This window comes from Pseudomonas sp. FP597 (assembly GCF_030687435.1).
GTDB lineage: Bacteria > Pseudomonadota > Gammaproteobacteria > Pseudomonadales > Pseudomonadaceae > Aquipseudomonas > Aquipseudomonas lactucae.
The window spans coordinates 1,690,603-1,713,066 of record NZ_CP117432.1 but is presented as its reverse complement, the minus strand read 5'-3'; the positions used below and the strand labels follow the sequence as shown (position 1 = coordinate 1,713,066).

The 22,464-nt window shown below is 61.9% G+C and carries 28 protein-coding genes; 13 read left to right on the top strand and 15 right to left on the bottom strand.

Annotated elements, in window-relative coordinates:
• A complete protein-coding gene (locus PSH66_RS07950) occupies positions 1-486 on the top strand; it encodes a cyclic nucleotide-binding domain-containing protein (protein ID WP_003172533.1) in 486 nt (161 codons plus the stop codon).
• Here PSH66_RS07950 and PSH66_RS07945 read toward each other — a convergent pair.
• Positions 483-761, bottom strand: a complete 279-nt coding sequence (locus tag PSH66_RS07945; protein ID WP_042944336.1) for a hypothetical protein — start codon at positions 759-761, stop codon at positions 483-485. The genes PSH66_RS07950 and PSH66_RS07945 overlap by 4 nt on opposite strands.
• A gap of 78 nt (positions 762-839) precedes the next feature.
• Between PSH66_RS07945 and PSH66_RS07940 the strand changes: the two genes are divergently transcribed.
• The gene (locus PSH66_RS07940; protein ID WP_003172530.1) at positions 840-1,526 is read left to right on the top strand and encodes a spermidine synthase; all 687 of its coding nucleotides are present in this window, start codon (positions 840-842) and stop codon (positions 1,524-1,526) included.
• 83 nt (positions 1,527-1,609) lie between these two features.
• Here PSH66_RS07940 and PSH66_RS07935 read toward each other — a convergent pair whose 3' ends face one another.
• The gene (locus PSH66_RS07935) at positions 1,610-2,530 is read right to left on the bottom strand and encodes a ParB/Srx family N-terminal domain-containing protein (protein ID WP_305428673.1); all 921 of its coding nucleotides are present in this window, start codon (positions 2,528-2,530) and stop codon (positions 1,610-1,612) included.
• A gap of 97 nt (positions 2,531-2,627) precedes the next feature.
• Here PSH66_RS07935 and PSH66_RS07930 point away from each other — a divergent pair, with 97 nt between their 5' ends.
• The 3 genes from PSH66_RS07930 to PSH66_RS07920 all read left to right on the top strand — a co-directional run bounded on the left by PSH66_RS07930 (position 2,628) and on the right by PSH66_RS07920 (position 3,984).
• The gene (locus tag PSH66_RS07930) at positions 2,628-3,002 is read left to right on the top strand and encodes a YajD family HNH nuclease (protein WP_003172528.1); all 375 of its coding nucleotides are present in this window, start codon (positions 2,628-2,630) and stop codon (positions 3,000-3,002) included.
• 96 nt (positions 3,003-3,098) lie between these two features.
• Entirely contained in the window at positions 3,099-3,566 is a 468-nt protein-coding gene (locus PSH66_RS07925; protein WP_003172527.1) for an RNA methyltransferase, read from the top strand.
• 67 nt (positions 3,567-3,633) lie between these two features.
• Entirely contained in the window at positions 3,634-3,984 is a 351-nt protein-coding gene (locus PSH66_RS07920) for a DUF2892 domain-containing protein (protein ID WP_003172526.1), read from the top strand.
• A 100-nt stretch (positions 3,985-4,084) separates the two neighbouring features.
• Here the strand turns inward: PSH66_RS07920 and PSH66_RS07915 are convergent, their stop codons facing one another.
• Positions 4,085-5,305 (bottom strand): hypothetical protein, encoded by a 1,221-nt coding sequence (locus PSH66_RS07915; protein ID WP_305428672.1) that lies wholly within the window; start codon positions 5,303-5,305, stop codon positions 4,085-4,087.
• Between the two features lie 13 nt (positions 5,306-5,318).
• Positions 5,319-5,768 carry a YcgN family cysteine cluster protein gene (locus PSH66_RS07910; RefSeq protein WP_003172524.1) on the bottom strand — a complete coding sequence of 150 codons (450 nt, stop codon included), beginning with the start codon at positions 5,766-5,768 and terminating at the stop codon, positions 5,319-5,321.
• Between the two features lie 153 nt (positions 5,769-5,921).
• Here PSH66_RS07910 and PSH66_RS07905 point away from each other — a divergent pair, with 153 nt between their 5' ends.
• Positions 5,922-6,515: a nitroreductase family protein gene (locus PSH66_RS07905; RefSeq protein WP_003172523.1), complete on the top strand. Its 594-nt coding sequence runs from the start codon at positions 5,922-5,924 to the stop codon at positions 6,513-6,515.
• Between the two features lie 123 nt (positions 6,516-6,638).
• Here the strand turns inward: PSH66_RS07905 and PSH66_RS07900 are convergent, their stop codons facing one another.
• From PSH66_RS07900 to PSH66_RS07885, 4 genes are all read right to left on the bottom strand, one after another.
• Positions 6,639-7,571: a D-2-hydroxyacid dehydrogenase gene (locus PSH66_RS07900; protein WP_305428671.1), complete on the bottom strand. Its 933-nt coding sequence runs from the start codon at positions 7,569-7,571 to the stop codon at positions 6,639-6,641.
• 106 nt (positions 7,572-7,677) lie between these two features.
• Positions 7,678-7,971: a YcgL domain-containing protein gene (locus PSH66_RS07895; protein ID WP_003172521.1), complete on the bottom strand. Its 294-nt coding sequence runs from the start codon at positions 7,969-7,971 to the stop codon at positions 7,678-7,680.
• The gene (gene rnd, locus PSH66_RS07890; protein WP_003172520.1) at positions 7,968-9,101 is read right to left on the bottom strand and encodes a ribonuclease D; all 1,134 of its coding nucleotides are present in this window, start codon (positions 9,099-9,101) and stop codon (positions 7,968-7,970) included. The genes PSH66_RS07895 and rnd overlap by 4 nt, the downstream gene beginning before the upstream one ends.
• A 122-nt stretch (positions 9,102-9,223) precedes the next feature.
• Positions 9,224-9,823, bottom strand: coding sequence for a class I SAM-dependent methyltransferase (locus PSH66_RS07885; protein WP_003172519.1), 600 nt, complete (start codon positions 9,821-9,823; stop codon positions 9,224-9,226).
• A 181-nt stretch (positions 9,824-10,004) separates the two neighbouring features.
• Here PSH66_RS07885 and PSH66_RS07880 point away from each other — a divergent pair, with 181 nt between their 5' ends.
• Complete coding sequence (locus tag PSH66_RS07880; protein WP_078823631.1) at positions 10,005-10,778, top strand: transporter substrate-binding domain-containing protein; 774 nt, start codon at positions 10,005-10,007, stop codon at positions 10,776-10,778.
• Between the two features lie 51 nt (positions 10,779-10,829).
• Entirely contained in the window at positions 10,830-11,669 is an 840-nt protein-coding gene (locus tag PSH66_RS07875; protein ID WP_305428670.1) for a cache domain-containing protein, read from the top strand.
• Positions 11,670-11,735: 66 nt separating this feature from the next.
• Here the strand turns inward: PSH66_RS07875 and PSH66_RS07870 are convergent, their stop codons facing one another.
• Both PSH66_RS07870 and pobA read right to left on the bottom strand, forming a co-directional pair.
• Entirely contained in the window at positions 11,736-13,253 is a 1,518-nt protein-coding gene (locus PSH66_RS07870) for an MDR family MFS transporter (protein ID WP_305428669.1), read from the bottom strand.
• 66 nt (positions 13,254-13,319) lie between these two features.
• Positions 13,320-14,504 carry a 4-hydroxybenzoate 3-monooxygenase gene (gene pobA / locus PSH66_RS07865; RefSeq protein WP_176156610.1) on the bottom strand — a complete coding sequence of 395 codons (1,185 nt, stop codon included), beginning with the start codon at positions 14,502-14,504 and terminating at the stop codon, positions 13,320-13,322.
• 188 nt (positions 14,505-14,692) lie between these two features.
• Between pobA and PSH66_RS07860 the strand changes: the two genes are divergently transcribed.
• On the top strand, positions 14,693-15,571 hold the full coding sequence (locus PSH66_RS07860) for a helix-turn-helix domain-containing protein (RefSeq protein WP_141064509.1): 879 nt from the start codon (positions 14,693-14,695) through the stop codon (positions 15,569-15,571).
• On the opposite strand, the gene PSH66_RS07855 is transcribed toward PSH66_RS07860, so the two are convergent.
• Complete coding sequence (locus PSH66_RS07855) at positions 15,564-15,740, bottom strand: hypothetical protein (RefSeq protein WP_003172511.1); 177 nt, start codon at positions 15,738-15,740, stop codon at positions 15,564-15,566. The two genes, PSH66_RS07860 and PSH66_RS07855, sit on opposite strands and share 8 nt — an antisense overlap.
• Positions 15,741-15,840: 100 nt before the next feature.
• Positions 15,841-16,746, bottom strand: a complete 906-nt coding sequence (locus tag PSH66_RS07850; protein ID WP_305428668.1) for a LysR family transcriptional regulator — start codon at positions 16,744-16,746, stop codon at positions 15,841-15,843.
• Positions 16,747-16,853: 107 nt separating this feature from the next.
• Here PSH66_RS07850 and PSH66_RS07845 point away from each other — a divergent pair, with 107 nt between their 5' ends.
• The 4 genes from PSH66_RS07845 (at position 16,854) to PSH66_RS07830 (ending at position 20,832) form a co-directional block, all read left to right on the top strand.
• Positions 16,854-17,720, top strand: coding sequence for an MBL fold metallo-hydrolase (locus PSH66_RS07845; protein WP_305428667.1), 867 nt, complete (start codon positions 16,854-16,856; stop codon positions 17,718-17,720).
• Between the two features lie 34 nt (positions 17,721-17,754).
• Positions 17,755-18,369, top strand: coding sequence for an NAD(P)-dependent oxidoreductase (locus PSH66_RS07840; protein WP_141064508.1), 615 nt, complete (start codon positions 17,755-17,757; stop codon positions 18,367-18,369).
• Between the two features lie 160 nt (positions 18,370-18,529).
• A complete protein-coding gene (locus PSH66_RS07835; protein WP_042944331.1) occupies positions 18,530-19,717 on the top strand; it encodes a CynX/NimT family MFS transporter in 1,188 nt (395 codons plus the stop codon).
• Between the two features lie 134 nt (positions 19,718-19,851).
• Positions 19,852-20,832 (top strand): LysR family transcriptional regulator, encoded by a 981-nt coding sequence (locus PSH66_RS07830; RefSeq protein ID WP_003172504.1) that lies wholly within the window; start codon positions 19,852-19,854, stop codon positions 20,830-20,832.
• A 12-nt stretch (positions 20,833-20,844) separates the two neighbouring features.
• Here PSH66_RS07830 and PSH66_RS07825 read toward each other — a convergent pair whose 3' ends face one another.
• The 3 genes from PSH66_RS07825 to PSH66_RS07815 form a co-directional block, all read right to left on the bottom strand.
• Positions 20,845-21,210, bottom strand: a complete 366-nt coding sequence (locus PSH66_RS07825) for a 5-carboxymethyl-2-hydroxymuconate Delta-isomerase (RefSeq protein WP_003172502.1) — start codon at positions 21,208-21,210, stop codon at positions 20,845-20,847.
• 55 nt (positions 21,211-21,265) lie between these two features.
• Positions 21,266-22,189: a LysR substrate-binding domain-containing protein gene (locus tag PSH66_RS07820; protein ID WP_078823620.1), complete on the bottom strand. Its 924-nt coding sequence runs from the start codon at positions 22,187-22,189 to the stop codon at positions 21,266-21,268.
• A 97-nt stretch (positions 22,190-22,286) separates the two neighbouring features.
• Entirely contained in the window at positions 22,287-22,433 is a 147-nt protein-coding gene (locus tag PSH66_RS07815) for a hypothetical protein (RefSeq protein WP_003172500.1), read from the bottom strand.
• Positions 22,434-22,464 lie beyond the last annotated feature (31 nt).

The following is a 22,464-nucleotide window of genomic DNA, read 5'->3' as shown; positions in this document are numbered from 1 at the left end:
ATGGCACTATCGACTTTAATGAGCGCTTCTCTACAAACAGAAATCCGCGACATGCTCATGGATTGCGGCCTGTTCGACCCGCTGTTGCCGGAAGATTTTCACATCGCCGCCGGCTACTTCAACATCAGCACCATTGCCCGTGATGAAGCCATCTTCCTCGAGGGCGACGCCGGCACCTTCATGTGCATCATCCACAGCGGCCAGGTGGCGGTGCAGAAAACCAACCACGAAGGCCAACGTCTGACCATCGCGACCCTGCGCAGTGGCCGGGCCTTCGGTGAAATGGCGGTACTCGACGGCGAGCGACGCTCCGCCAGTTGCGTGGCGGCCAGTGACTGCGTGCTGTTGAACCTGGGCAAGGACTCCCTGGAAAAGATGCTCAACGAAGCCCCGAGGATTGCCGCCAAGATCATCCGCGCCATTGCGATTGCCTTGTCCAAACGCTTGCGCATGGCGGATGGGCAATTAATCAATCAACAGTTTTAACCGCCGGGGGTCTTCGGCTTGCTGTCGTTCTGCTGCAGACCGGGCACCGTCTGGTCCTTTGGCGGCGTCGGCAACACAATCGGCGCCAGGGGCGGCGAGCCGTTGGTCTTGGGCAATGCCGGCGGCGTGACTTGCGGGTACAGCGTCGGCGTTGGCGTGCCCGGCGCGCCGGAGGTTGGCGCGGGGGCGACCGGTACGGTTTGCAACTCCTGAGCCTGCGCTGCACCGCAGGCGAGCGCGCTCAACACAATGACCGTTAGAATGCTGCACTTCATCGATGGCTCCATGGCCTGACCGGAATGTCGTAAGGCTACTCCCAACCGCGCAAGAATGCCCTTCCCAATGAGATTTCCATGAAACGTTTCGTTCTGCTCGACACCACCCCGATCCCCGATAACGGCGGTGCCTTGTGCCTGTTCGAATACGGTGAAGATTTTGTCATCAAGATCCAGGGCGGTGACGGCGGCCAGCTGATGAATACGCGCATGCACGGCTCCGAAGATGCGCTGGCCGAAATCCCCTGCCGCAAGGTCGCTGGCCGCCCGGGTTCACGGGTACTGATCGGCGGCCTGGGCATGGGCTTTACCCTGGCGTCGGCGCTCAAGCATCTGGGCAAGACCGCCGAAGTGGTGGTGGCGGAACTGGTGCCCGGCGTCGTGGAATGGAACCGTGGGCCGCTGGGCGAAAAGTCCGGGCGCCCGTTGCTCGACCCGCGCACGGTGATCCGCCTGGAAGACGTGGCCAAGGTGCTGCAAGCCGAGCCCCAGGGCTTTGACGCGATCATGCTCGACGTCGACAACGGCCCCGAAGGTCTCACGCAAAAAGCCAACAGTTGGCTCTATTCCGCCGGTGGCCTGGCCGCCTGCGCCAAGGCCTTGCGGCCCAAGGGCGTGCTGGCCGTGTGGTCGGCCAGCGCCGACAAACTGTTCAGCGACAAACTGCGCAAGGCCGGTTTCAAGGCCGAGGAAGTGCAGGTGTTTGCCCATGGCAACAAGGGCACCCGGCACACTATCTGGATTGCGGAGAAGCTCAAGGCCTGAGCACTTTTAACCAAGTACTGAAGATCAATGTGAGAGGAAGCAAGTCGAATCGTCGCACCGCCCCTCCCACATTTTTGGCCCCGTCAGTTGTGGGATTTGCGGTAGTCGATCACATACGGCACTTTTTTATCGAAGGTCTTTTCCAGCTCTTCGCGGTCCAGCTTGCTCATGCCGCCCAGTTGCTGCGCGGTGAAACCGCTGTCGCCGACCTGCGCGCCGGGTGCCAGGCTGACCATGCGCTTGGCAACCGCTTCGATCGCATCCTTGTAGCCGCCTTTTTTGTTCAGGTCGTACCGGCCCAGATCAATCTGCGTGCGCAGCCAGTTACCCCAATAGAACTCCAGGAATTCCGGGGCGACCTCCCCCGCCTCCGGCTTGCCGTAGGCGGCCTTGCGCGTGAAATACACCAGGCTGCGAAAGGTATCGTCCTGCAGGCTCTTGAACCCAAGATGGGCCGGCAGTTGCGCGGGCGACAGGGGGTGGCCCTGGTTGTCCTTGAGCCAGACCTTGCGGGCCGCCTCCATGCGCCGCCAGAAGGTGGCGAGGTCCGGGCTGTTGCTGAAGTCGTCCGTCACCTTGACCCACATCTTCAAGCGAGGGCCGGCGCCGGGCGTTTCCCACAGGGTGGTGAAGCTGTGATGACCGTCGGTCAGGTACAACTGGTCGCCGGGGCCGACCACCACGGTTTTCATGTCCTCGGGATGAGTGCCCACCGGGTCTTTGCAGGTGAAGCTTTCGGGTTTATGCAAGTCAGCGTGCTTGGGCACCTTGTCGGCTTCGCCCTGGCCGTTGGTTTCGCAGTACTCATCAAACGCCTTGGCGGGTTTATCGGCGAACAGCCCCAGGCTGTAGTCGATCTGGTCGAAGCCGACCACGGCCTGGGTCGGGTGCAGTTGCTCAAGGGTGACCTCGATCACCTGGCCGGGCCTGGGCGTCGAGAACGCCTGGGCCTGGGCCGACAGGGCGCCCAATAGCAGTGCTACTGTCCATATGTGCCAACGCATAGGTCTCTCATCCTGGTGAATTGCATGAACCGATACTACAAATGGGCGCCGACGGCTAGAATCAAGGTTATCCGTGACCCACCAGACAGGAGCCATGATGAGCTCGACCAACCCGCCCTCCCACACCGCCAAGCTGGACCGCATCCTCGCCGATGCCCAGCGCGACCGGGAAATGGGCTACCGCGACAAAGCCCTGAAGATGTACCCCCACGTGTGCGGCCGTTGCGCCCGTGAATTCGCCGGCAAGCGCTTGAGCGAACTCACCGTACACCACCGCAACCACAATCATGATGACAATCCCCAGGACGGCTCCAACTGGGAGTTGCTGTGCCTGTATTGCCACGACAATGAACACTCGCGCTACACCGACCAACAGTATTTTGGCGAGGGTTCCACCAGCAGTCCGACGATTGCCAAGGCCACGCACAACCCGTTTGCGGCGTTGGCGGGGTTGATGAAAAAAGACAGCTGAGAGCTGCAAGTTGAAAGCTGCAAGAAAAAGCCACTCTGCTTTTAACTTGCAGCTTGTAGCTTGCCGCTATAATGCCGCCTTTTTAAAGGCACACCCGTGGGCAATAAACGCTACAGCTGCATCGGCCTGTATAACCCCAAATCCCCCGAAAACGTCGGTTCGGTGATGCGCGCCGCCGGTTGCTATGGCGTGGCCTCGGTGTTCTACACCGGCGTGCGTTACGAGCGCGCCCGGGACTTCGTCACCGACACCAAGAAAGTCCACCACGACATCCCGCTGATCGGCATCGACGACCTGAAAAAAATCCTGCCCCTGGGCTGCATTCCGGTCGCGGTGGAACTGGTGGAAGGCGCCCGCCCGCTGCCCGAATACACCCACCCCGACCGTGCGCTGTACATCTTCGGCCCCGAAGACGGCTCGCTGGACAAAGAGATTCGCGACTGGTGTGAAGACGTGGTCTACATCCCGACCACCGGTTGCATGAACCTCGCCGCCACCGTCAACGTGGTGCTCTATGACCGGATGGCCAAAGGCAACAACACCCGTTCGGGCCCCAAATACTGATTTTCTTGGAACATCCGACACCTGCGAGCAGTCATCTACCTATCACTAGCCCTGTTGGAGAACGATCATGAGCGACAGCACAACCTTGCGCCCCGTCATCGAACACACGCCCTTCCAGACCCAACCCACGCAAAACGTGCACGGCTGGGAGCGCATCGGCTCGGTCGCCGGTGGCGTGATGATGGTGGGCAAAGGCCTGCGCCGTGGCGGGATTTTCGGCTTGATCCAGGTAGCGATTGGCGGCGTGGCACTGGCCCGCGGTTTTACCGGGCACAGCTCGCTCAAGGCCAAGCTGGAGCAGGGTCGCCAGGAAATGAACAGCGTGCGCACGAAAATTGAACGCGCAGGTGAAGAGCTGAGGAACTTGAAAACCAAGGCGGAAGTGGCGGCTGAGAAAGCGGTGAAGAGCCCCAACTGACCTCAGTCTCCAAACTATTGGAGATCAAAATGTGGGAGGGGCAGTGCGGCGACGATTCGACTTGCTCCCTCCCACATTTCGTTTTGTGCAGGGCTAGGAATCAGCGTAGGAGTTTGGAATCCAGCACCACAGACGATTCGCCAAGGATGCTCTCGGCCAATTTAACGAAGTCTTGGGTATTGACGGTCTCGACGCGCATCACCGCCTGCGTCAAATCATCCAGCGAACGCTTGTTATGGGTTTTAACCCGAATCTCGCGGTCCAGCTCCTGCATCACCAGCACCGCCCGGGACACCGTCGCGCCGTTGACGTGTTCACCGCGTAGCGTGGTGACGTCCTTGCCTTCCTTGGTCAAACGCGCCTGTATCGCTTGATACCGCTCATCGGTGATCCCCCCGGCACGCCGCACCAGGTCGATGGCGTAATACTCCGCCAAGCCCTCGCTAATCCAATCGCTGCGGTCGTGGTCGTTGAAACGGCCGATGGCCTGCACCACTTCACGCATCAACGGGCTGCTGCCGTTTTCGCTGACCAGCGGCGTGCGGCTGTTGAGGTAGATCGAGTCATGTGCCGCGAACGCGCCACGGCGCATCGGGTCACTGGCCCCCACCACCAACAGCTTGGCCGGATGACGCGGGAACGCCGCTTCCACCTGGGGCCAGACGAACGTCAGCAAGGTCAGCACATCCATGCGGCGCATGGCCTGGCCCTTGGGCGAGGCCACGGTGACGTCGGTTTCGCCCAGGCGCACACGGCGGCTGCCCAGGGTACCGGCGAGCATCCAACCAGTGGGGCGGTCGAACAGGCGGGAAACGTTATCGATGCGGAATTTGTTTTTGCCGATGCGCGGCCAGGCGGTTTCAATGCTTTTCCAGCCGGCCGGCAGTTCGAACATCAGGCGCGATACCAGCTCGACGCCGTCCTGCTGGTCCAGACGTGCGGGCGGCACCAGGTCTTCGCCACGAAACAACGCCCAGCTCGGGGTCATCCGTGCGTCATAAATACCCGGTTTGCGCGCACGGGTCAGGCGCACTCGGTAGGTCAGGCTGGACTTCTCGGCGCCGGGCTGCCACCGCCCGCGGCTGCCGGCGACCTTCCACTGTCCGTCGGCCTTGAAGTCGCTGTAGTCGCCGCTGTTGCCGAGGTCGAAGTCCAGGCTGCGCACCGCCGAACCCTGGGACAGGCTGACGCGTACCTCGGCCTGGTCACTCTGGGGCAACAACTTGACGTGATAGTCCAGGTCGACTTTCTTCGCGCACCACGCCGAGCCGCTCAGCGCCAGCAGCATCAGGCTTGCCGCCAGCTGGATTGCCCCCTTCATACACACTCCTTGTTCAGCCTGCGCGGAAGATCAGGTAATCCTCCCAGTCGTCCTCGGGAACGCTGCCTTCGCTGAGCATGCGTCCGGACTGGGAAATGCGTTCATGGTGCACAGCGTCGCGGTCGCCGCAGACCAGGTGGTGCCACAACGGCAAGTCCTTGCGCTCGCTGACCAGGCGGTAGCCGCAGGTGGGCGGCAGCCACTTGAACTGGTCGGCCTGGCCTGGGGTGAGCTGGATGCAGTCGGGCACCGAGGCGCGGCGGTTGGGGTAATCGGTGCACTGGCAGGTTTTGAGGTCGAGGAGTTTGCAGGCGATCCGCGTGTAATAGACGCTGTTGTCGTCTTCATCCTCAAGCTTTTGCAGGCAGCACAGGCCACAACCGTCGCACAATGACTCCCACTCCTCCTGATCGAGGTGCTCAAGGGTTTTGCGTATCCAGAAAGGTTCGACTTTGGCGGCCATGGCTCTACATCAGTATCGGTCGGTGAAAAGGCCGCCAGTCTAGTGCCCCAGGCCCTTGGAACCAAGTGCTTGCGACTGGCGGCGTTACAAGACTTGTCAGTCTAGCGGGCGCGCAGTAGCTTTGAGCGCAGAATTGACCATCAGGAACCGTTCATGAGCACTAACCCACGCGTCGCCGACCACCCGATCCACAGCCAATTTACCGACCGCTGGTCGCCCCGCGCGTTCACCGGCGAGAGTATCCCGAAGGACACCCTGCTGAGTTTCTTCGAAGCCGCCCGCTGGGCGCCGTCGGCGTACAACTCGCAGCCGTGGCGTTTTCTCTACGCGCGCCGCGACACGCCGGACTGGGCGCGTTTCCTGGGCCTGCTCAATGAATTCAACCGCGGCTGGGCGCAGCACGCGTCGGCCCTGGTGATCATCGCCTCGAAAACCGACTTCATCGCACCCGGCGCCACCGAAGAAACCCCCGCGCTGTGGCACACCTTCGACACCGGCTCGGCCTGGGGCCACCTGGCGCTGCAGGCCAGCCTCAGTGGCTGGCACACCCACGGCATGGCCGGCTTCGATCAGGAACTGACACGCAAGGAACTGAAGATTCCAGACGGTTATGCCCTGCACGCGGCCGTGGCGATTGGCAAACTGGGCGACAAGTCGACCCTGCCGGAGTACCTGCAAGGCCGTGAAGTGCCGAGCCCGCGCAAGCCGTTGAGCGAGCTGGTGTCCGAGGGTGACTTCAGTCTTTAAGACTCGCACAGTACCAATGTGGGAGGGGTCTTGCCCCCGATAGCGGTGGGTCAGTCAGAGATGTTCCAACTGACCCACCGCTATCGGGAGCAAGCCCCCTCCCACATTTTTCTCCGCGTCAGGTCAGTAACCGCGCTCGAAATTCACTTCCCCGCGCAACGCTTCATTGGTCCGGTAGGCACGTACGTTCTGTAAAAACAACGCCACCATCATCGGCGGCGACGTCGGCGCCGAACTGTGCCCGGTCAACAGCAGGCCCCAGGCGGTCCAGAATGGATGACGCTGCGGCAGCGGTTCCTGGCGGCACACATCGATCACCGCGCCGGCCAGATGCCCTTCTTTCAAGGCCTCGACCAAATCGGCGTCGACCACCGCCACCCCACGTCCAACGTTGATGAACAAGCCCGTCGGCTTGAATTGCCTGAACAGCGCGGCGTCATACAGGTCGTGGGTGTTCGGTGTGTTGGGCAGCAGGTTGATCACGTAGTCCACCTCCCCCACCAGGCGGCCCAATTGATCGAGACCGGACACTTCGATAAACGGCGCCTGCTCGCGGGCAATGCTGGCGATGCCATACAGCTTGACGCCAAACGGCACCAGGAACTCGGCGACGCTCTGGCCGATATCACCCGTGCCGACGATCAACACCTTGCGCCCCGCCAGGCTCTGGCCGGTGCGGTTGTCCCATTTGCGCTCGACCTGGCTGACCAGCCGCGCCAGCACTTCACGTTCGTGGCCCAGCATGTAGGTGAGGACAAATTCGGCCATGACCTGGCCATAGATGCCGACCGCGCGGGTCAGGCGATAGTCGCGCGGCAAGCCTTCGGCCAGCAGCGGCGTAATGCCCGCCCAGGTCGATTGCAGCCATTGCGGGCGATGGCCCTGGCGCAACAGCGTCGCCAACAGGTCCGGCTGGCCGAGCCACACCGGGCAATCGGCGGCCAGGCGCGACAACTCGGCCGAGTCGCCGCTGGTGAGCACCTCCAGGTCCGGCGCCGCTTCGTTAAGCAATTGGGCGTAGAGCGGGTGATCCTGCTCAGCAATCAGAACACGCATGGTTCAAACCTTTCAAAAACAGTGCAGACGGCCACACACATCCTTACGGCCACCGCCCGCTAATACGATTCCATGAAGCCTGTGCCCTGACGCGGGCACTGATTGATCACATCGGGTCGTTGCGGCGCAGCAGCTCTTCGGGCAAGTGTTCGATGTACTCGTCCTCGGCCGGCGGCATTTGCAGGTGGTAGCCCTGCTTGTCGAGGTTTTCCAGCACCACCAGGATGTCCTCGCGCGACAGCTTGCGCTCCGGTGTCAGCACCATGTCGAACGCGTGGTGCGGCTTGCCGAAGGCGGCCATCAGGGGCTCCGGCACGCGCTCCAGGGCATCGCTTTTGAGCACGTAGAGGTACATGCCGTCTTTTTTCAAGCTGCGATAAATGGAGCAAATACGCTTCAAGGCTGTTCTCCGGCAGTGGCCAGGCTGTCGAGCAGCGCCTGGCCCATCAACTCGCGGCGCCAGCCACGCAGCGAGTCTGGCAATTGGTAAGGCCCATCGGGGTAGCCACTTTTAACCAGGGCTTCGAGGGTTTTCTTGCGCAGCATCAGTTCCGGCGCCATGTCCAGGCGCTCGGCGAACGTCTGGCCCAGGGTGCGCAGTTGCTTGATCAGCGCGGCGGCGTCCACCGGCAGCGGTTCGGCCACGGCGGGCGGCCACTGATCCATGGACACGCTGCCGGCACGTTTGATCAGGTCCAACAGGAACTGGCCATCCTGACGCACGGTGCGCGGGTGCATGTCTTCGATCTTGCCCAGCGCGGCGAGGTTATCCGGCTGGGTTTTGGCCAGGGGCCACAACGAGTGCTCGCGAACGATGCGATTGCGCGGCAGGTCACGGGCGCGGGCCTGCTGCTCGCGCCAGGCGCACAGTTCACGCAGCACGGCGAGCTGGGCACGGGACAGTTTCCACGCCAGCTTGGCGTCGCGGTACACCTCGTACGGGTCGACTTCGCGGCGCAGGTTGGCCACCAGCTCGGCGCCGTCCTCCAGCACCCAGGCGTACTTGTCATCGGACAGCTTCGGTCGCAGGCGGGTATAGACCTCGGCCAGGTGCACCGCGTCTTCGGCGGCGTAGCTGATCTGTGTCTCCGAGAGTGGCCGCTGCAGCCAGTCCGAACGCGTCTCGCCCTTGGGTAAATCGATGTCGAGCACGGCCTGCACCAGGCGCGAGTAGCCCATGGAGAACCCGAGGTTCAGGTAAGCCGCCGCCAATTGGGTGTCGAACAACGGCACCGGCAGGCTGCCGGTCAGGCGCAGCAAGACTTCGAGGTCTTCGCTGCAGGCGTGCACCACCTTGATGACGCTTGGGTTTTCCAGCAAGGCGGCCAGGGGTTGCCAGTTGTCGATGGTCAGGGGGTCGATCAGGTAAGCGCGTACGCCATCGCCGATCTGGATCAACCCGGCAATGGGGTAAAAGGTGTCGACCCGCATGAATTCGGTGTCGAGGGCGACGAATGGCAACTGCTGCCATTCGGCGCAGTGCTGGCCGAGGCTATCGTTGTCGCAGATCCAGTGAATATCGATGGCCACACGGCTCTCCCTTGAAGAATGGCGCGCAGTATATATCGCGAAAGGGGCTAACGAGCATCCGCAGTGCACAGGCAACCATGAAAAGTCAGGCAAGAGCTGAAGAATAGTCCGACAGGCGGGAGTTATCCTCTCTTACGTAAAACGTAAACCCGCCACAGGCCCGAGCCCGGCAGGAACTCCTGATGATTCAGGACCTTGAAGCCTGCCTGGCGAAACTCGTCTTCCACCGCCGTGCGCGAGTTGACGGAGATAATCACCGTGTCACGGCTGACCCGGTGAAACTCACGCAGCAACGCCAACCGCCCATCGCTGCTGGGCACGTGACGAAACAACTCCAGGCAGAAAATGCAGTCCACGGCATTGGCCGACAAGCCGATGGAAAACGCCGACCCTTGAAACGTCTTGACGCGCTTGAGCAACGTCGCCGGATGGTGGGTAACGGCGTGATCGAGCATGTCCTGGGAATTGTCCGACGCCAGGATCACCCGGTTGATGTGTTCAGCCAACACCGGCCAGAACCGGCCCGAGCCACAGGCCAGGTCGAGGATCAGCCCCGGCTCGCCGGCAACCTTCAACGCCTGACGCACCAGCCATTCGTCGCGCCACGACGCCAAACGTCGCCGCAACCCGGGTGGGCGCGTGTCGCTGCAAACCCGGGCGTGTTCACGGTCACAGCGCTCGGCGTATTCGATCTCTATGGATGAGGGAGGTTGTGACGACATCATGCGCTCATAGGGGTTAAACGGTGGTATACGACCTTGTTTCGCAGCTTAACCAGTGCAACGTGAAAAAAAGGTCGAAAACACCAGCGCAAAACGACTAACCCTCCTGTGCGCCTTGCCACCCCGCACCGCCCTCGAAATAATGGCTGCCACCCCGCCCCGGCCCCAAGGACTCGACCGCATGAAAGCTCCGCTAGCCCTGTGTGTATTGGCAACCCTGGCCACCAGCGCCCTGGCCGACCCCGCCCCGTCGCGCCTGGATGAGGTGTTGCAACGCGGCACCCTCAGCGTATGCACCACCGGCGACTACAAGCCCTACACCTCGCTGCGCGCCGACGGCAGTTACGAAGGCATCGACATTGCCATGGCCGAGTCCCTGGCCAAGAGCCTCAACGCCAAAATCACCTGGGTACCCACCACCTGGAAAACCCTGATGCCGGACTTTCTCGCCCAACGCTGCGATATTGCCGTGGGCGGTATTTCGGTGTCGCTGGAACGTCAGAAAAAGGCGTTCTTCAGCCAGTCTCTCGGAGAGGACGGCAAAATCCCGTTGGTGCGCTGCGCCGATGTGCAGCGCTACCAGACCGTCGAGCAGATCAACCAGCCGCAGGTGCGGGTGATCGAACCGGCGGGCGGCACCAATGAAGTGTTTGCCCGCACCCACCTGGGCCAGGCGCAGATCCGCCTGCACGACAACGTGACCATCTTCGACGAACTGCTCGCCGGCAAGGCGGATGTGATGATCACCGACGCCAGCGAAGCGCGTTACCAGCAGAAGCTCAAGCCTGGCCTGTGCGCGGTCAACCCGGAGCGGCAGATGCAGTACAGCGAAAAAGCCTTTTTGCTGCCCCGCGACGATGTGGCGTGGAAGAGCTATGTCGACCAGTGGCTGCACCTGAGCGTCGCCACCGGCGCGTATGACGCAATCGTCAGCCAGTGGCTGGCGGCGCCTTGAGCCAACGCCGTCTACGCTGTGGTCACATCCAATAAGAACGAGGGGCGGAACATGAAGGGACTGCGTCAACTGACCTGGCTGCTGCTGTTGTGTTTCAGCCAGGTGCACGCCAATCCTGCGCAGGATCAGGACGCCCAGGCGGCCAAGGCCCTGCTGGAAAAAGCCCTGGCCTATTACCAGAGCAATGGCGACAAAGCGTTTGCCGCGTTCAGCCGCCAGGGCGAGTTCATCGACCAGGATCGCTATGTGTTCGTGGTCGATACCCAAGGCGTATTGCTGGCCAGCGGCGGGCCCTCTTCGGCGTTGATCGGTCGCGATGTGTCTGAAGTACTCGGGCCGGACTTGCGCCAGTCCTTCAAGGACGCGCTCAAGGTGCCGGAAGGCCAGGGCATCCAGCAGGCCGACTACCGTTGGCAGAACTGGAACGATGGCAAGATCGAACACAAGCATGTGTTTTATCAGCGCGTCGGCGAGCGCATCCTGGCGGTGGGCTACTACCTGCCACGGGCCACCCCGGAACAGGCGCGGGCCCTGCGTAACAAGGCGGTGAACGCGCTGGTCAAGGATGAAGCCGGCACGCTCAAGGCCATCAACTCCTTGCAGGGCGGCTTCCTGCAGGACGACCTGTATGTGTTTGTGGTGGACCTGAACACCGGACGCTACGTGGCCCACGGCACCAACCTGCGGCTGATCAACACCGACTTCGCCAAGATCAAGGACCCGGACGGCAAACCGGTGGGTGAACCGATCCTCAAGATGATGACCGATCAGGACCAGGGGGAATACAAGTATCGCTGGAAAAACCCGGTGACCGACAAGGTCGAGAACAAACATGCGTATATCCGCAAGAGCGGGCATTTCATGGTGGCGGTGGGTTACTACAGCCCCTGAAGCTGAAATGCGGTAAAAAAATGTGGGAGGGGGCTTGCTCCCACATTCTGATCTTCATCGTGTCGGTTATTTGGCCTTGTCTTCGCGACCGCGCAGTACCCGATTCGGCATGGCGATGGCTGCTGCCAGCCCTAATAAAGACACCGCCACGCTCACCCACAATAAATGCTCGAACGTCACCGCCAGCTCCCCGCGCAGGGCATCCTGCGCCGCGCCTGGGGCGGCGTTCAAACCATCGAGCAGCACGTTGCCGGAAGTGCCCTCGGCCACCAGCGCACCGCTGGCCAGGTGGGCGAAGCTGGAACCCTGCAACAGCGCCAGCAGCAACGCCGACATGCACGCCACCCCCACCGCGCCACCCAGGGAGCGGAACAAATTGGTGGTGCTGGTGGCGACGCCGATGTCGCGTTGTTCCACCGAGTTTTGCGCCCCCACCAGAGAAGTGGGGAACTGCATGCCGGCGGCGATCCCGCACAGCAACATGAACAGGCCGGTGAGCAGCATGTCCTGGGGCGCGCTGAAGGCCATGCCCGCAATCGCCAGCGGGCTCAACAGCGCGCCGCTGAGGATCATCGGCTTGTAGCGTCCGGTCACCGAGGTCATGCGCCCGGCGGTATACGCGCCCATTGGCAGGCCCATCGCCAAGGGCATCAAGTGCAAGGCCGCGCTGTCGGCACCGCCGCCGGTTACCGTCTGAAAGCGCAACGGCATTAACACGGTCAGGGAAATCGCCTGGAAACTGGTGAAAAAAATCGTGCACCAGCACAGCACCGCGCTGCGGTTGCCAAACAAATGCATCGGCAACAGGGGCTCACGCGCACGCCGCTCGTGCCACACGAACAGGGTCAGTGCCACCAGCGCGCCGGCCAATAGCCAAAGCACTTCGCGATCACGCCAATGGTGGCCCTGGCCGATTTCGGTGATGCCCAGCAGCAAGGCGGTCAGGCCGATGATCATCAGCACCGTGCCCAGGTAATCGATGACTGGCTTGCGCTGCGGCATCGGCAGCCCCACCAGGGTGCGATGGGCCACGTACCAGGCGCCGGCGCCCAATGGCAGGTTGATCAGGAATACCCAGCGCCACGACAAGTACTCGGTCATGTAACCGCCCAGCACCGGCCCGGCCACGCTGGCCACCGCGTACATGCTGCTGAAATACCCCTGGTAACGCCCACGTTCACGGGGCGGGATGATGTCGCCGATGATCGCCTGACTGACCGAGATCATCCCGCCGGCACCGATGCCCTGCAGCACCCGCGCCAATACCAGTTGCTCCATGCTTTGGGCCATGCCGCACAACAGCGACGCCACGGTGAACAGGCCCATGCCGATCAGCATCATCGGCCGGCGCCCGTACAGGTCGCCGAGCTTGCCGTAGATCGGCACCGCCACGGTCATCGCCACCATGTAGCCGGAAATCACCCAGGCCAGCAGGTTGACGTCGTGGAAACGCGCGGAAATGGCAGGCATGGACACTGCGACGATGGTCTGGTCCAGGGCGCCGAGAAAGATCGCCATCATCAACGAGGCGAGGATACTGCGCACCGCGGGGAGCGGTGGCGCGGGCTGATTGAGCTGAGTCACGGCAGAACCTTCGAGCAAGGCCCGCGGGAAAAGGCGCCCTGCGGGAATGCTCGATACGATAGCAGGCTATTCGATAGCTTCGTAAGGAAGTCCGACGTAATTTTCCGCGATGGTTTTGCGCCCGGCCTCGGACTGGATAAAGTACTCCAGCTCGCTCTCGGCGATGCGCTGGCTGAAGCCGTCCGCCTCGGGAAATTGATGCAGCATCGAGGTCATCCACCAGGAAAACCGCTCGGCCTTCCACACCCGGCGCAGGCAGATCGCGGAATAGCGCTCAAGCAAATCCACCCGGCCTTCGCCGTACACCTTGAGCAAAATCCGAAACAACGTACTCACGTCGCTGGCGGCCAGGTTCAGGCCCTTGGCGCCAGTGGGCGGCACGATATGCGCGGCATCACCGAGCAGGAACAGGCGCCCGTACTGCATGGGCTCGACCACAAAACTGCGCAGCGGTGCGATGCTTTTTTCGATCGACGGGCCGGTGACCAGTTGCTCGGCCAGGTCGCCCGGCAGACGGGTTTTCAGTTCGGCCCAAAAGCGCGCGTCCGACCATTCGTCCAGCGGCTCTTCGGCCGGCACCTGCAGGTAATAGCGGCTGCGGGTCGGCGACCGCATGCTGCACAGCGCAAAGCCACGCGGGTGCTTGGCATACACCAGTTCGTCATGGACCGGCGGCGTGTCGGCGAGAATGCCCAGCCAGCCGAAAGGGTAGACGCGCTCAAAGACCTTCAATGATTCAGCCGGGATCGACTGGCGCGCCACGCCGTGGAAACCGTCGCAACCGGCGATGTAGTCGCAGTCCAGGCGATACGCCTGGCCCTGGTGCTCGAAGGTCAGCCAGGGTCGATCACTTTTGAGTTCATGCGGCTGCACATCGCTGGCTTCATAGAGCGTGACAGCACCCGCGGCGGCGCGGGCGGCCATCAGGTCGCGGGTGACTTCGGTCTGGCCGTAGACCATCACCGATTGGCCGCCGGTCAGCGCCTTGAGATCGATATGGGTCAGCCGGCCGTTCAGCGCCAACTCGAAACCGTCATGCACCAGGCCTTCGGCGTCCATGCGCTGGCTCACGCCGGCCTCGCGCAGCAGATCGACCATGCCTTGTTCCAGCACGCCGGCGCGGATACGGCTCTGCACGTAATCGGCGCTCTGACGCTCCAGGATGAGGGTTTCGATGCCGGCATTGTGCAGCAACTGGCCGAGCAACAGTCCGGAGGGACCGGCGCCAATGATGGCGACTTGAGTTTTCAGCGTTTTCATTATTTTTATCGCCCGCAGGTTCCACCGAACGTATCGAGTGAAAGAGTTGTCATTGATCTTGTTGCTGACATTTTTCACTTGAGTGAGCGCTATAAGAAGGTGAAAACTGCGTCAAAGCCTGCGCTTTTTGCCAATTGGGGCGATTACCGCACAACTATCCTGAGTATCGGATTGAAACCATGACCAAAACCGCGATTCCGGTCTTCAAGCTTTACGGGGAAAGCCAAGAATGGCCGACCCCCGATTTGTTGCACTGCGAAACCATTTCCCGGCGCAGTCGGGAATACCAGTGGGAAATCCAGCCCCACCGGCATGCGGACCTGTGCCAGTTGCTGTATGTGCACAAGGGCGAGGCGCAGTTGGAAATCGACGGCCAGCGCACCACGCTCAGTGAGGCGACCCTGCAGGTATTGCCGCCGCTGTGCGTGCATGGGTTTCGCTTCCCCGAAAATGTGCAAGGTTTTGTGGTGACACTGGCCGCGCCATTGGTGAGCCATTTGCAGGCGCAATTGGGGGCAACGGTGGACGGTCTGCAGGCCCTGGGAACTTACCCTGCGGGCAACGACAGCGATTACCTGAACAGCCTGTTTACCCGTTTGCAGGATGAATATGCCGACACACAACCGGCGCGGGACATGATGATGCATGCCCTGGTCAGCGTGCTGGTGGTGTGGGTCAGCCGCCAGGCCATCAAGCACCGTCATCCACGCGCGCCGCGTGGACGCGAGTATTTCCGGCGGTTCACCCAATTGGTCGAGCAACATTACCGCGAACACCCGAAGATCGAAGACCTGGCTCACAAGCTGGGCATCTCGGTGTCGCATCTGAACGGGACGTGTCGCGAACTGGGCGGGCAGCCTGCGTTGCAGATCATGCATGACCGCCAATTGCTGGAAGCCAAGCGCTTGCTGACCTACACCAGCATGACCATCAATGAAATGTCGCAGGTGTTGGGTTTTTCCGACCCGACCAACTTCTCTCGGCTGTTTCGCCGACGGGTCGGGTTCTCACCCAAGGCGTTTCGCGAACAACTCAAGGCTGAACAACCGCCTACCTGAGTGCGCTGAAACTGCCGCTGTGCGGAACGCATTGGTCCTGATGGCAGCTGATCGCGAAGGTCGGCTGCATACGGGTCTGCTCAACGCGGTAGGCGGCCGTTGCGTACAACGCGCTGGCCAAGGCGCAGAGGGTGAAAATCTTCAGGTATTTTCTGGTTTTTATACTCATGGCACAGACCTCTGGACGGATCCACACGGTGCTGTTTAAAGCATAGGCCAGCCACGGCAAGTTGCCATTATCGGGCGACATTCAACAAGGTGATGTCGCCCTAGAGACCGAGGTCCCACGCCGGTTCCTCCGGAAACCGCTGCACCAGGTAATCCAGCAGGCTGCGCAGCGCCGACGGCATGTGTTTGCGCGAGGCATACACCGCGTAGATGTTCATCTGCCGAGGTTCGACCTGGGGCAGCAGCCTCACCAGTTCGCCCCGCCGAATATGATCGCCGGCCTGGTAACTGGGCAGCATCGCCACCCCCACCCCGGCCAGCGTCACGCGGAGCAAGGTGCTGGCCTCGTTGGCGGTGATATTGCCGTGCACCGGCACCGACACGTGCTCGCCGTTCTCTTCGAAATGCCACAGGCTTTTGCCGAAGTACGAGTGGGTCAGGCAGTTGTGTCGGGCCAGGTCTTCGACTTTTTGCGGAGCAGGATGCTCCCGCAAATACGCCGGGGTGGCGCACACCACCGAGCGACACACGGTCAGGCGCCGGGCGATCAGGTTGGGGTCGAGGTCATTGCTGGTGCGGATGGCCAGGTCGATGCGCTCATCCACCAGGTTCACGGTGCGGTCGAGCATTTGCAGGTCGACCGTGACCAAGGGGTAGCGCTTGACGTATTCGGCAATGGCCTCGGCCAATTGCGCCTGGCCGAACGAGGTGCTGACGCTCAAGCGCAACAGGCCACGGGGCGCGTCATCCGGTTCGCTGACGGCGGCTTGCATATCGCCGCACAATTCCAACAGTTGCCGGCAGCGTGGCAGGGTTTCGCTGCCGGCGGCCGTGAGGCTGAGCTTGCGCGTGGTACGGTGCAACAGGCGCGCGCCGACCCAGTCTTCCAACTCGGCCAAATAGCGCGACACCACCGGGCGCGACAGGTCCAAATGATCGGCCGCCGCCGACTGGCTGCCCAGGTCCACCACAGTGACAAACACGCGCATTGCTTGAAGACGATCCATGATTTGACCGATTTTAGAAACAAACTATGTTACAGCATCGCATTTTTAGTCTTGTTTAGTGCAACTAAGCTCTGTGCATCCTTTGAATCGACTGCTGGAGCTGCCCGATGTTCTCAACCTTCAAGCGCCTGACCCTGGCCACCGCCGCCCTGGCCTTCGCCGCCCATGCGGCCGCTGCCGACCTGACTCTCGATGTGTACAACCCAGGCGAGGCGGCAATCTTCCCGGTCAGCTCGGTGCTGGTCAGCGGCGCCAAGGACGCGATCCTGGTAGACGCGCAATTCGGCAAGGGCCAGGCCGAGCAGTTGGTGCAAAAGATCCGCGCCAGCGGTAAGAACCTGACCACCATCTACATCAGCCACGGCGACCCGGATTACTACTTCGGCCTCGACACCCTCACTGCCGCGTTCCCGCAAGCCAAGGTGCTGGCGCCGCAACCGGTGGTCGACCATATCAACGCGACCGTGGCCGGCAAGCTTGCATTCTGGGGCCCGAAAATGGGCGCCGACAAACCGGCCAAAACCATCGTGCCGCAGGTGTTGCAAGGCCATAGCCTGACCCTCGAAGGCCAGCAACTGGACGTAATCGGCCTGGACGGCCCGCAGCCGGATCGCGGCTTTGTGTGGATCCCGTCGATCAAGGCTGTGATCGGTGGCGTAGTGGTCGCCCAGAACATTCACGTGTGGATGGCCGACACTCAGAGCGCGCAGTCCCACAAAGACTGGCTGGCCACCTTGCAACGCATTGAAGACCTGAAGCCGCGCACAGTGATCCCCGGTCACTACCTGGGCACAGCGTCGCTGGCTTCGGTGACATTCACCGCCGACTACATCAAGGCCTTCGACATCGAGACCGCCAAGGCCAAGGACTCCGCGGCCCTGATCGCGGCCATGAAAAAGCGTTACCCCACCCTGGCTGACGAAAGCTCGCTGGAGCTGAGCGCCAAAGTCGCCAAGGGCGAAATGAAGTGGTGAATCCGTTCCATCCTTAACCCTACTGGAGAACGTCATGAGCAAGATTGCAATCATTGGAGCCACTGGCCGCGCCGGTAGCCAATTGCTGGAAGAAGCACTGCGTCGCGGGCACAGCGTTGTGGCCATCGCGCGCAATACCGACACACTGGCCGCGCGCCCGGGCGTCACCATCAAACAGGTGGACGCGCTGGATGCCGAAGCCCTGCAACAGGCGATCAGCGGCAGCGACGTGGTGATCAGTGCCGCGCACTTCGCGACCCTCCCTGCCAGTGCGGTGATCGGTCCAGTGAAAAAGGCCGGCGTACCCCGCTTGCTGGTGGTGGGCGGTGCGGGTTCGCTGTTGCTGCCGGGCGGCGGTCGGGTGATCGACAGCGAGGGGTTCCCTGCCGAGTACAAGGCCGAGGCCAGTGCAGGCGCGGCATTCCTGGAGACCCTGCGTCAGGAAACAGAATTGAATTGGACGTTCCTGTCGCCATCGGCCCTGTTCGATGGCACCCAGCGCACCGGTCAATTCCGCCTGGGCCAGGATGATTTGCTGGTAAGCAGTGACGGTAACAGCTCGATCAGCTTTGCCGACTACGCTATCGCCATGCTCGACGAAGTGGAAACGCCGAAGCACTCGCGCCAGCGCTTTACCGTCGGTTACTGACTCAACGCGGTCCAGAAATGTGGGAGGGGCAAGCCCCCTCCCACATTTTGATCTGTGGTGTGTCAGTGTCTGCAATTTTTCAATAGCCCCAACGACTTTCTCATTTGCCCAGCTGCCCTGCCCATGGCCTGATTCGCTCTTGTTCACTCAAGGCCCGCCCATGGAAACCGTTCACGCAAAACCCACCACCGGTATGTGGCTGATGATCAGCGTGGTGCTGGTCGCCCTTAACCTGCGCCCGTCGATGGCGGCCGTGGGGCCGTTGTTGTCGTCGATTCGCGCTGATGTGCCGTTGAGTTTCAGCAGCGCGGCGTTGCTGACCATGCTGCCGGTGATGGCCATGGGGCTGGCGATGTTTTTTGGCATGGGCCTGGCCAAGCGCTTTGGCGAGCACCGCAGCATTGTGCTGTCGCTGGGGGTGATTGGCCTGGCGACGTTGTCGCGGCTGTTCCTCGACTCGGTGCTGGAGTTGATCGTCAGCGCCATCGCGGCGGGTATCGGCATTGCGCTGATCCAGGCGTTGATGCCGGCACTGATCAAGTCACGCTTCAGCGCCAACGTGTCGCTGTTCATGGGCCTGTACGTCACCGCGATCATGGGCGGGGCGGCGTTGGCCGCTTCATTCGCGCCCTTCGTGCAGGTGCAGACCGGCAGTTGGCGCATCGGCCTGGCGGTCTGGGCCGTGCTGGCGCTGTTGGCGCTGGTGTTCTGGTACGCCCAGCGGTCGACATTGCCACCATTGCCCCAAGCCAGCGCAGGCCCACAGGAATCTTTTTTCGGCAACCGCCGCGCCTGGTTGCTGGCGATCTTTTTCGGCCTTGGGACCGCGTCCTACACCTGCGTGCTGGCGTGGCTGGCGCCGTACTACGTCGAGCAGGGCTGGAGCGAACAAAGCGCCGGTTTACTGCTCGGTTTCCTGACGGCCATGGAAGTCGTGTCCGGCCTGGTCACCCCAGCTATCGCCAACCGACGCCAGGATAAACGCGGTGTAGTCGCGGTGTTGCTGGTGCTGATCATCGCCGGTTTCTGCGGCCTGATCCTCAGCCCGCAACACCTGAGCCTGGTGTGGCCGTGCCTGCTCGGCCTGGGCATCGGCGGGCTGTTTCCGATGAGCCTGATCCTGTCCCTCGACCACCTGGACAACCCGCGCCGCGCCGGTGGCCTCACCGCGTTCGTGCAAGGCATCGGCTACCTGATCGCCGGCGTGTCGCCGTTGATCGCCGGGATGATCCGCGACCAGTTGGGCAGCTTCGAGTGGGCCTGGTGGTCGCTGACGGCGGTGGTGGTGCTGATGTTGCTGATCGTCACGCGCTTCAATCCCAAGCACTATGCGCAACACATCCACTGACGTCGTGTTGCGAACAGTATTTGTCCCACACCAAACATAGAAACGACCTACAGAGCTTTCTATTGGCACGTCCGTTCCGTTAAGCTTTTTGCGCTTGTACCGCGTTCGGTACATCGGATTGACGGATGGAATGGATGCTAAACAGTAACTCGCTCAGAAAGCTCGATATGCAGGACTTGATGGTGTTCATCGCCGTCTATGACCAGAGCAGCGTGACCGAGGTGTCAGAGACGCTGTTCGTCAGCCAGTCCACCGTGAGCTACAGCCTGAAGAAGCTGCGTACCAGCTTTGAAGACGAGCTGTTCATCAACACGCGAGCCGGCATGCGCCCGACGTACAAGGCCACCAGCATGTATGGCCACGTGCAGAAGATCCTCGAAAGCATCAACCTGTGCCACGCCGGCAGCCAGGCGTTCGACCCGACCCAGAAGGCGGTGACCTTCAATGTGTGCGCCCCGGAATACTTCGAACAGCTGGTCCTGCCGCGCCTGTTGAAGCACTTCGACCGCGCCGACCTGCCGGTGATCGTCAATGTGCACAAGCTGGAAACCGACATCCCCGTCGACGATCTGCGCGAAGGTCGCCTGGACCTGGTGATCTGTTTCGGCCCGCACTTTCATCGCGCTCACAAAGACCTCAAGACCCAGATGCTGCTGGAGGACGACCTGGTGTGCGTCTTCGACAAACGCTCGGCGCCCCGGGAGCCGGCGTTCAGCCTGCAATCCTTCGTCGAACGGCGTCACGTCTTCCCCACGCCGTGGACCTCGGACACCAACATGATCGATGGCTGGCTGGCGCGCCATGCCCACAAGCGCCAGGTGATCGCCAGGGCCAACAGTTACAGCGCGGCGTTGAAGATGATCACCGGCACCGACTTTATCGTCACCCTGCCCCGCCGCGTGCAAAAGCTGTTGGCGCCGACGACGGTGTTCGGCCACTGCGAAGCGCCCAACGGGCTACCGGGGTTCACGCTGGAGATGCAGTGGAACGAAACCAGTGAGCAGGACAGCGCCAATACCTGGTTTCGCGAACAGGTGGTGAAGGTGTGTGGGACCGTAGATGCAAGCTGCAAGTTGCAAGCTGCAAGCCACAGCCCCCCATCGCTCTTAACTTGAAGCTTGCAGCTACTAGCTCGCAACTGCCTCCTTGCTATAGGTATCGCGATCCATGTCGCGTAATTCGACACTCAGTTGCACCTGCACGCCCTCGGGCCATGGGCCGAGGTCCTGCAACACCGCGAGCAAGCTTTGCGACAGTTGCTGTTTGACCTGCGGCGAACGCCCGCTGAGCAAGGCCAGGCGCGCCGCCACAAACCCACGCTCGTTGAGGCCGGTGCCGACGCGAAAGCTGTCGACCTTGACGGCCCGGCTCTTGATGTCGAACTCGGCGCCGAACTGACCGGAGGCCACCAGCGCATGGTTCAGGCGCAACAGGGCCTTGTCGGTGTCCAGTTGCGTCAGGTTGGCGGTGTATTCCAGGTGCAGGTGTGGCATGGCGAACTCCGAGGTTTTTATAGGACGGTTCCTACATATACCACGGATAAATAGCTCAAGCCTTGGCCACCAGGTTTCGATCACTCATAAACGCTTCCAGCCGCGAGCGTACCCAACGCTCGGCCGGGTCGGTGTCCACATGGCTGAGCCAGACCATGGATAAATCCAGGGTCGGCGTCTCGAACGGGAACGGCTCACAGAACAGGTTGCCCGACACCGCCATGGCTTCGGCGGTGTAGTCCGGCAGGCTGGCGATCAGATCGGTGCCGGCCAGCAAGGCGGGCAACGCGCTGTATTGCGGCACCGACAACACCACGTGGCGCTTGCGGCCGATCTCGGCCAGCCACTCATCGGCGAACCCCGACACGTTGGCCGTATGCGACACCAGCACGTGGGGGCGTGAGCAGTATTCATCGAGGGTCAGCGGCGTATCCGAAGCATCGGCACGCAACAGACGCGGGCGGATATGGCGCAGCAACTTGCGCTTGGCATTCGCCGGCAGACCACGGGTCTGGGTGATGCCGACGGTGATATCGCCGGAGGCCAACAGGTCGGGGATGCGCCAGTAGTCGACATGCTGCACCACGAACACCACTTGCGGCGCCTCCTGGCGCAACGCGCGCAACAGCGGCGGCAGCAGGCCGAACTCGACATCGTCGGACAGGCCGATGCGAAAGGTCATGGTGCTGATGGACGGGTCGAAATCGTGGGTCAGGCTCAGCGCCGACGACAGCGAGTCCAGCGCCGGCGACAGGTGCTGGATGATCTCTTCGGCGCGCGCGGTGGGTTCCATGCGGTGGCCGACACGAATAAACAGCGGGTCGTTGAACAGCGTACGCAAACGGTTGAGCGCCGAGCTGATGGTCGGCTGGCCCAGAAACAGCTTCTCGGCCACCCGGGTCACGTTGCGCTCAAGCATCAGCGCTTCGAAAACCACCATCAGGTTGATGTCGGCCTTGCGTAATTCATTGCGATTCATCGGCGCCTGCCCCTTACCCACGACAAGCGGCAGTGTAGAAAGGCCGACGGGCTGCGTCTATGTGCCACCCCGATCAATTGGTCGGGGTGGACACGTGTCACGGCTTGAGCGGGCGCTCCTGATCTCGCTCGGACAGCTCCGTGCCGTCATCCGGGTGTTTCCAGGTTTGCGGTTTTTCGTCCTCGCGCTGCCGCCGGGGCTGCTCACGCGCCGGCTCATCCTGATGTTGGTGTTCGTTACCCATAGCCACCTCCCATCCGTAAGAATTGGTCACG

Bases quoted from the DNA above. Each gene is read 5' to 3' on its own strand.
- PSH66_RS07900 (WP_305428671.1), bottom strand. From the start codon at position 7,571: ATGCGTGTTCTGATTGCTGAGCAGGATCACCCGCTCTACGCCCAATTG.
- PSH66_RS07945 (WP_042944336.1), bottom strand. From the start codon at position 761: ATGAAGTGCAGCATTCTAACGGTCATTGTGTTGAGCGCGCTCGCCTGC.
- PSH66_RS07880 (WP_078823631.1), top strand. From the start codon at position 10,005: ATGAAAGCTCCGCTAGCCCTGTGTGTATTGGCAACCCTGGCCACCAGC.
- PSH66_RS07850 (WP_305428668.1), bottom strand. From the start codon at position 16,746: ATGGATCGTCTTCAAGCAATGCGCGTGTTTGTCACTGTGGTGGACCTG.
- PSH66_RS07875 (WP_305428670.1), top strand. From the start codon at position 10,830: ATGAAGGGACTGCGTCAACTGACCTGGCTGCTGCTGTTGTGTTTCAGC.
- PSH66_RS07820 (WP_078823620.1), bottom strand. From the start codon at position 22,189: ATGAATCGCAATGAATTACGCAAGGCCGACATCAACCTGATGGTGGTT.
- PSH66_RS07920 (WP_003172526.1), top strand. From the start codon at position 3,634: ATGAGCGACAGCACAACCTTGCGCCCCGTCATCGAACACACGCCCTTC.
- PSH66_RS07905 (WP_003172523.1), top strand. From the start codon at position 5,922: ATGAGCACTAACCCACGCGTCGCCGACCACCCGATCCACAGCCAATTT.
- PSH66_RS07815 (WP_003172500.1), bottom strand. From the start codon at position 22,433: ATGGGTAACGAACACCAACATCAGGATGAGCCGGCGCGTGAGCAGCCC.
- PSH66_RS07840 (WP_141064508.1), top strand. From the start codon at position 17,755: ATGAGCAAGATTGCAATCATTGGAGCCACTGGCCGCGCCGGTAGCCAA.
- PSH66_RS07835 (WP_042944331.1), top strand. From the start codon at position 18,530: ATGGAAACCGTTCACGCAAAACCCACCACCGGTATGTGGCTGATGATC.
- PSH66_RS07950 (WP_003172533.1), top strand. From the start codon at position 1: ATGGCACTATCGACTTTAATGAGCGCTTCTCTACAAACAGAAATCCGC.
- PSH66_RS07845 (WP_305428667.1), top strand. From the start codon at position 16,854: ATGTTCTCAACCTTCAAGCGCCTGACCCTGGCCACCGCCGCCCTGGCC.
- PSH66_RS07915 (WP_305428672.1), bottom strand. From the start codon at position 5,305: ATGAAGGGGGCAATCCAGCTGGCGGCAAGCCTGATGCTGCTGGCGCTG.
- PSH66_RS07930 (WP_003172528.1), top strand. From the start codon at position 2,628: ATGAGCTCGACCAACCCGCCCTCCCACACCGCCAAGCTGGACCGCATC.
- PSH66_RS07860 (WP_141064509.1), top strand. From the start codon at position 14,693: ATGACCAAAACCGCGATTCCGGTCTTCAAGCTTTACGGGGAAAGCCAA.
- PSH66_RS07830 (WP_003172504.1), top strand. From the start codon at position 19,852: ATGCTAAACAGTAACTCGCTCAGAAAGCTCGATATGCAGGACTTGATG.
- PSH66_RS07885 (WP_003172519.1), bottom strand. From the start codon at position 9,823: ATGTCGTCACAACCTCCCTCATCCATAGAGATCGAATACGCCGAGCGC.
- PSH66_RS07855 (WP_003172511.1), bottom strand. From the start codon at position 15,740: ATGAGTATAAAAACCAGAAAATACCTGAAGATTTTCACCCTCTGCGCC.
- PSH66_RS07825 (WP_003172502.1), bottom strand. From the start codon at position 21,210: ATGCCACACCTGCACCTGGAATACACCGCCAACCTGACGCAACTGGAC.
- PSH66_RS07935 (WP_305428673.1), bottom strand. From the start codon at position 2,530: ATGCGTTGGCACATATGGACAGTAGCACTGCTATTGGGCGCCCTGTCG.
- PSH66_RS07910 (WP_003172524.1), bottom strand. From the start codon at position 5,768: ATGGCCGCCAAAGTCGAACCTTTCTGGATACGCAAAACCCTTGAGCAC.
- PSH66_RS07940 (WP_003172530.1), top strand. From the start codon at position 840: ATGAAACGTTTCGTTCTGCTCGACACCACCCCGATCCCCGATAACGGC.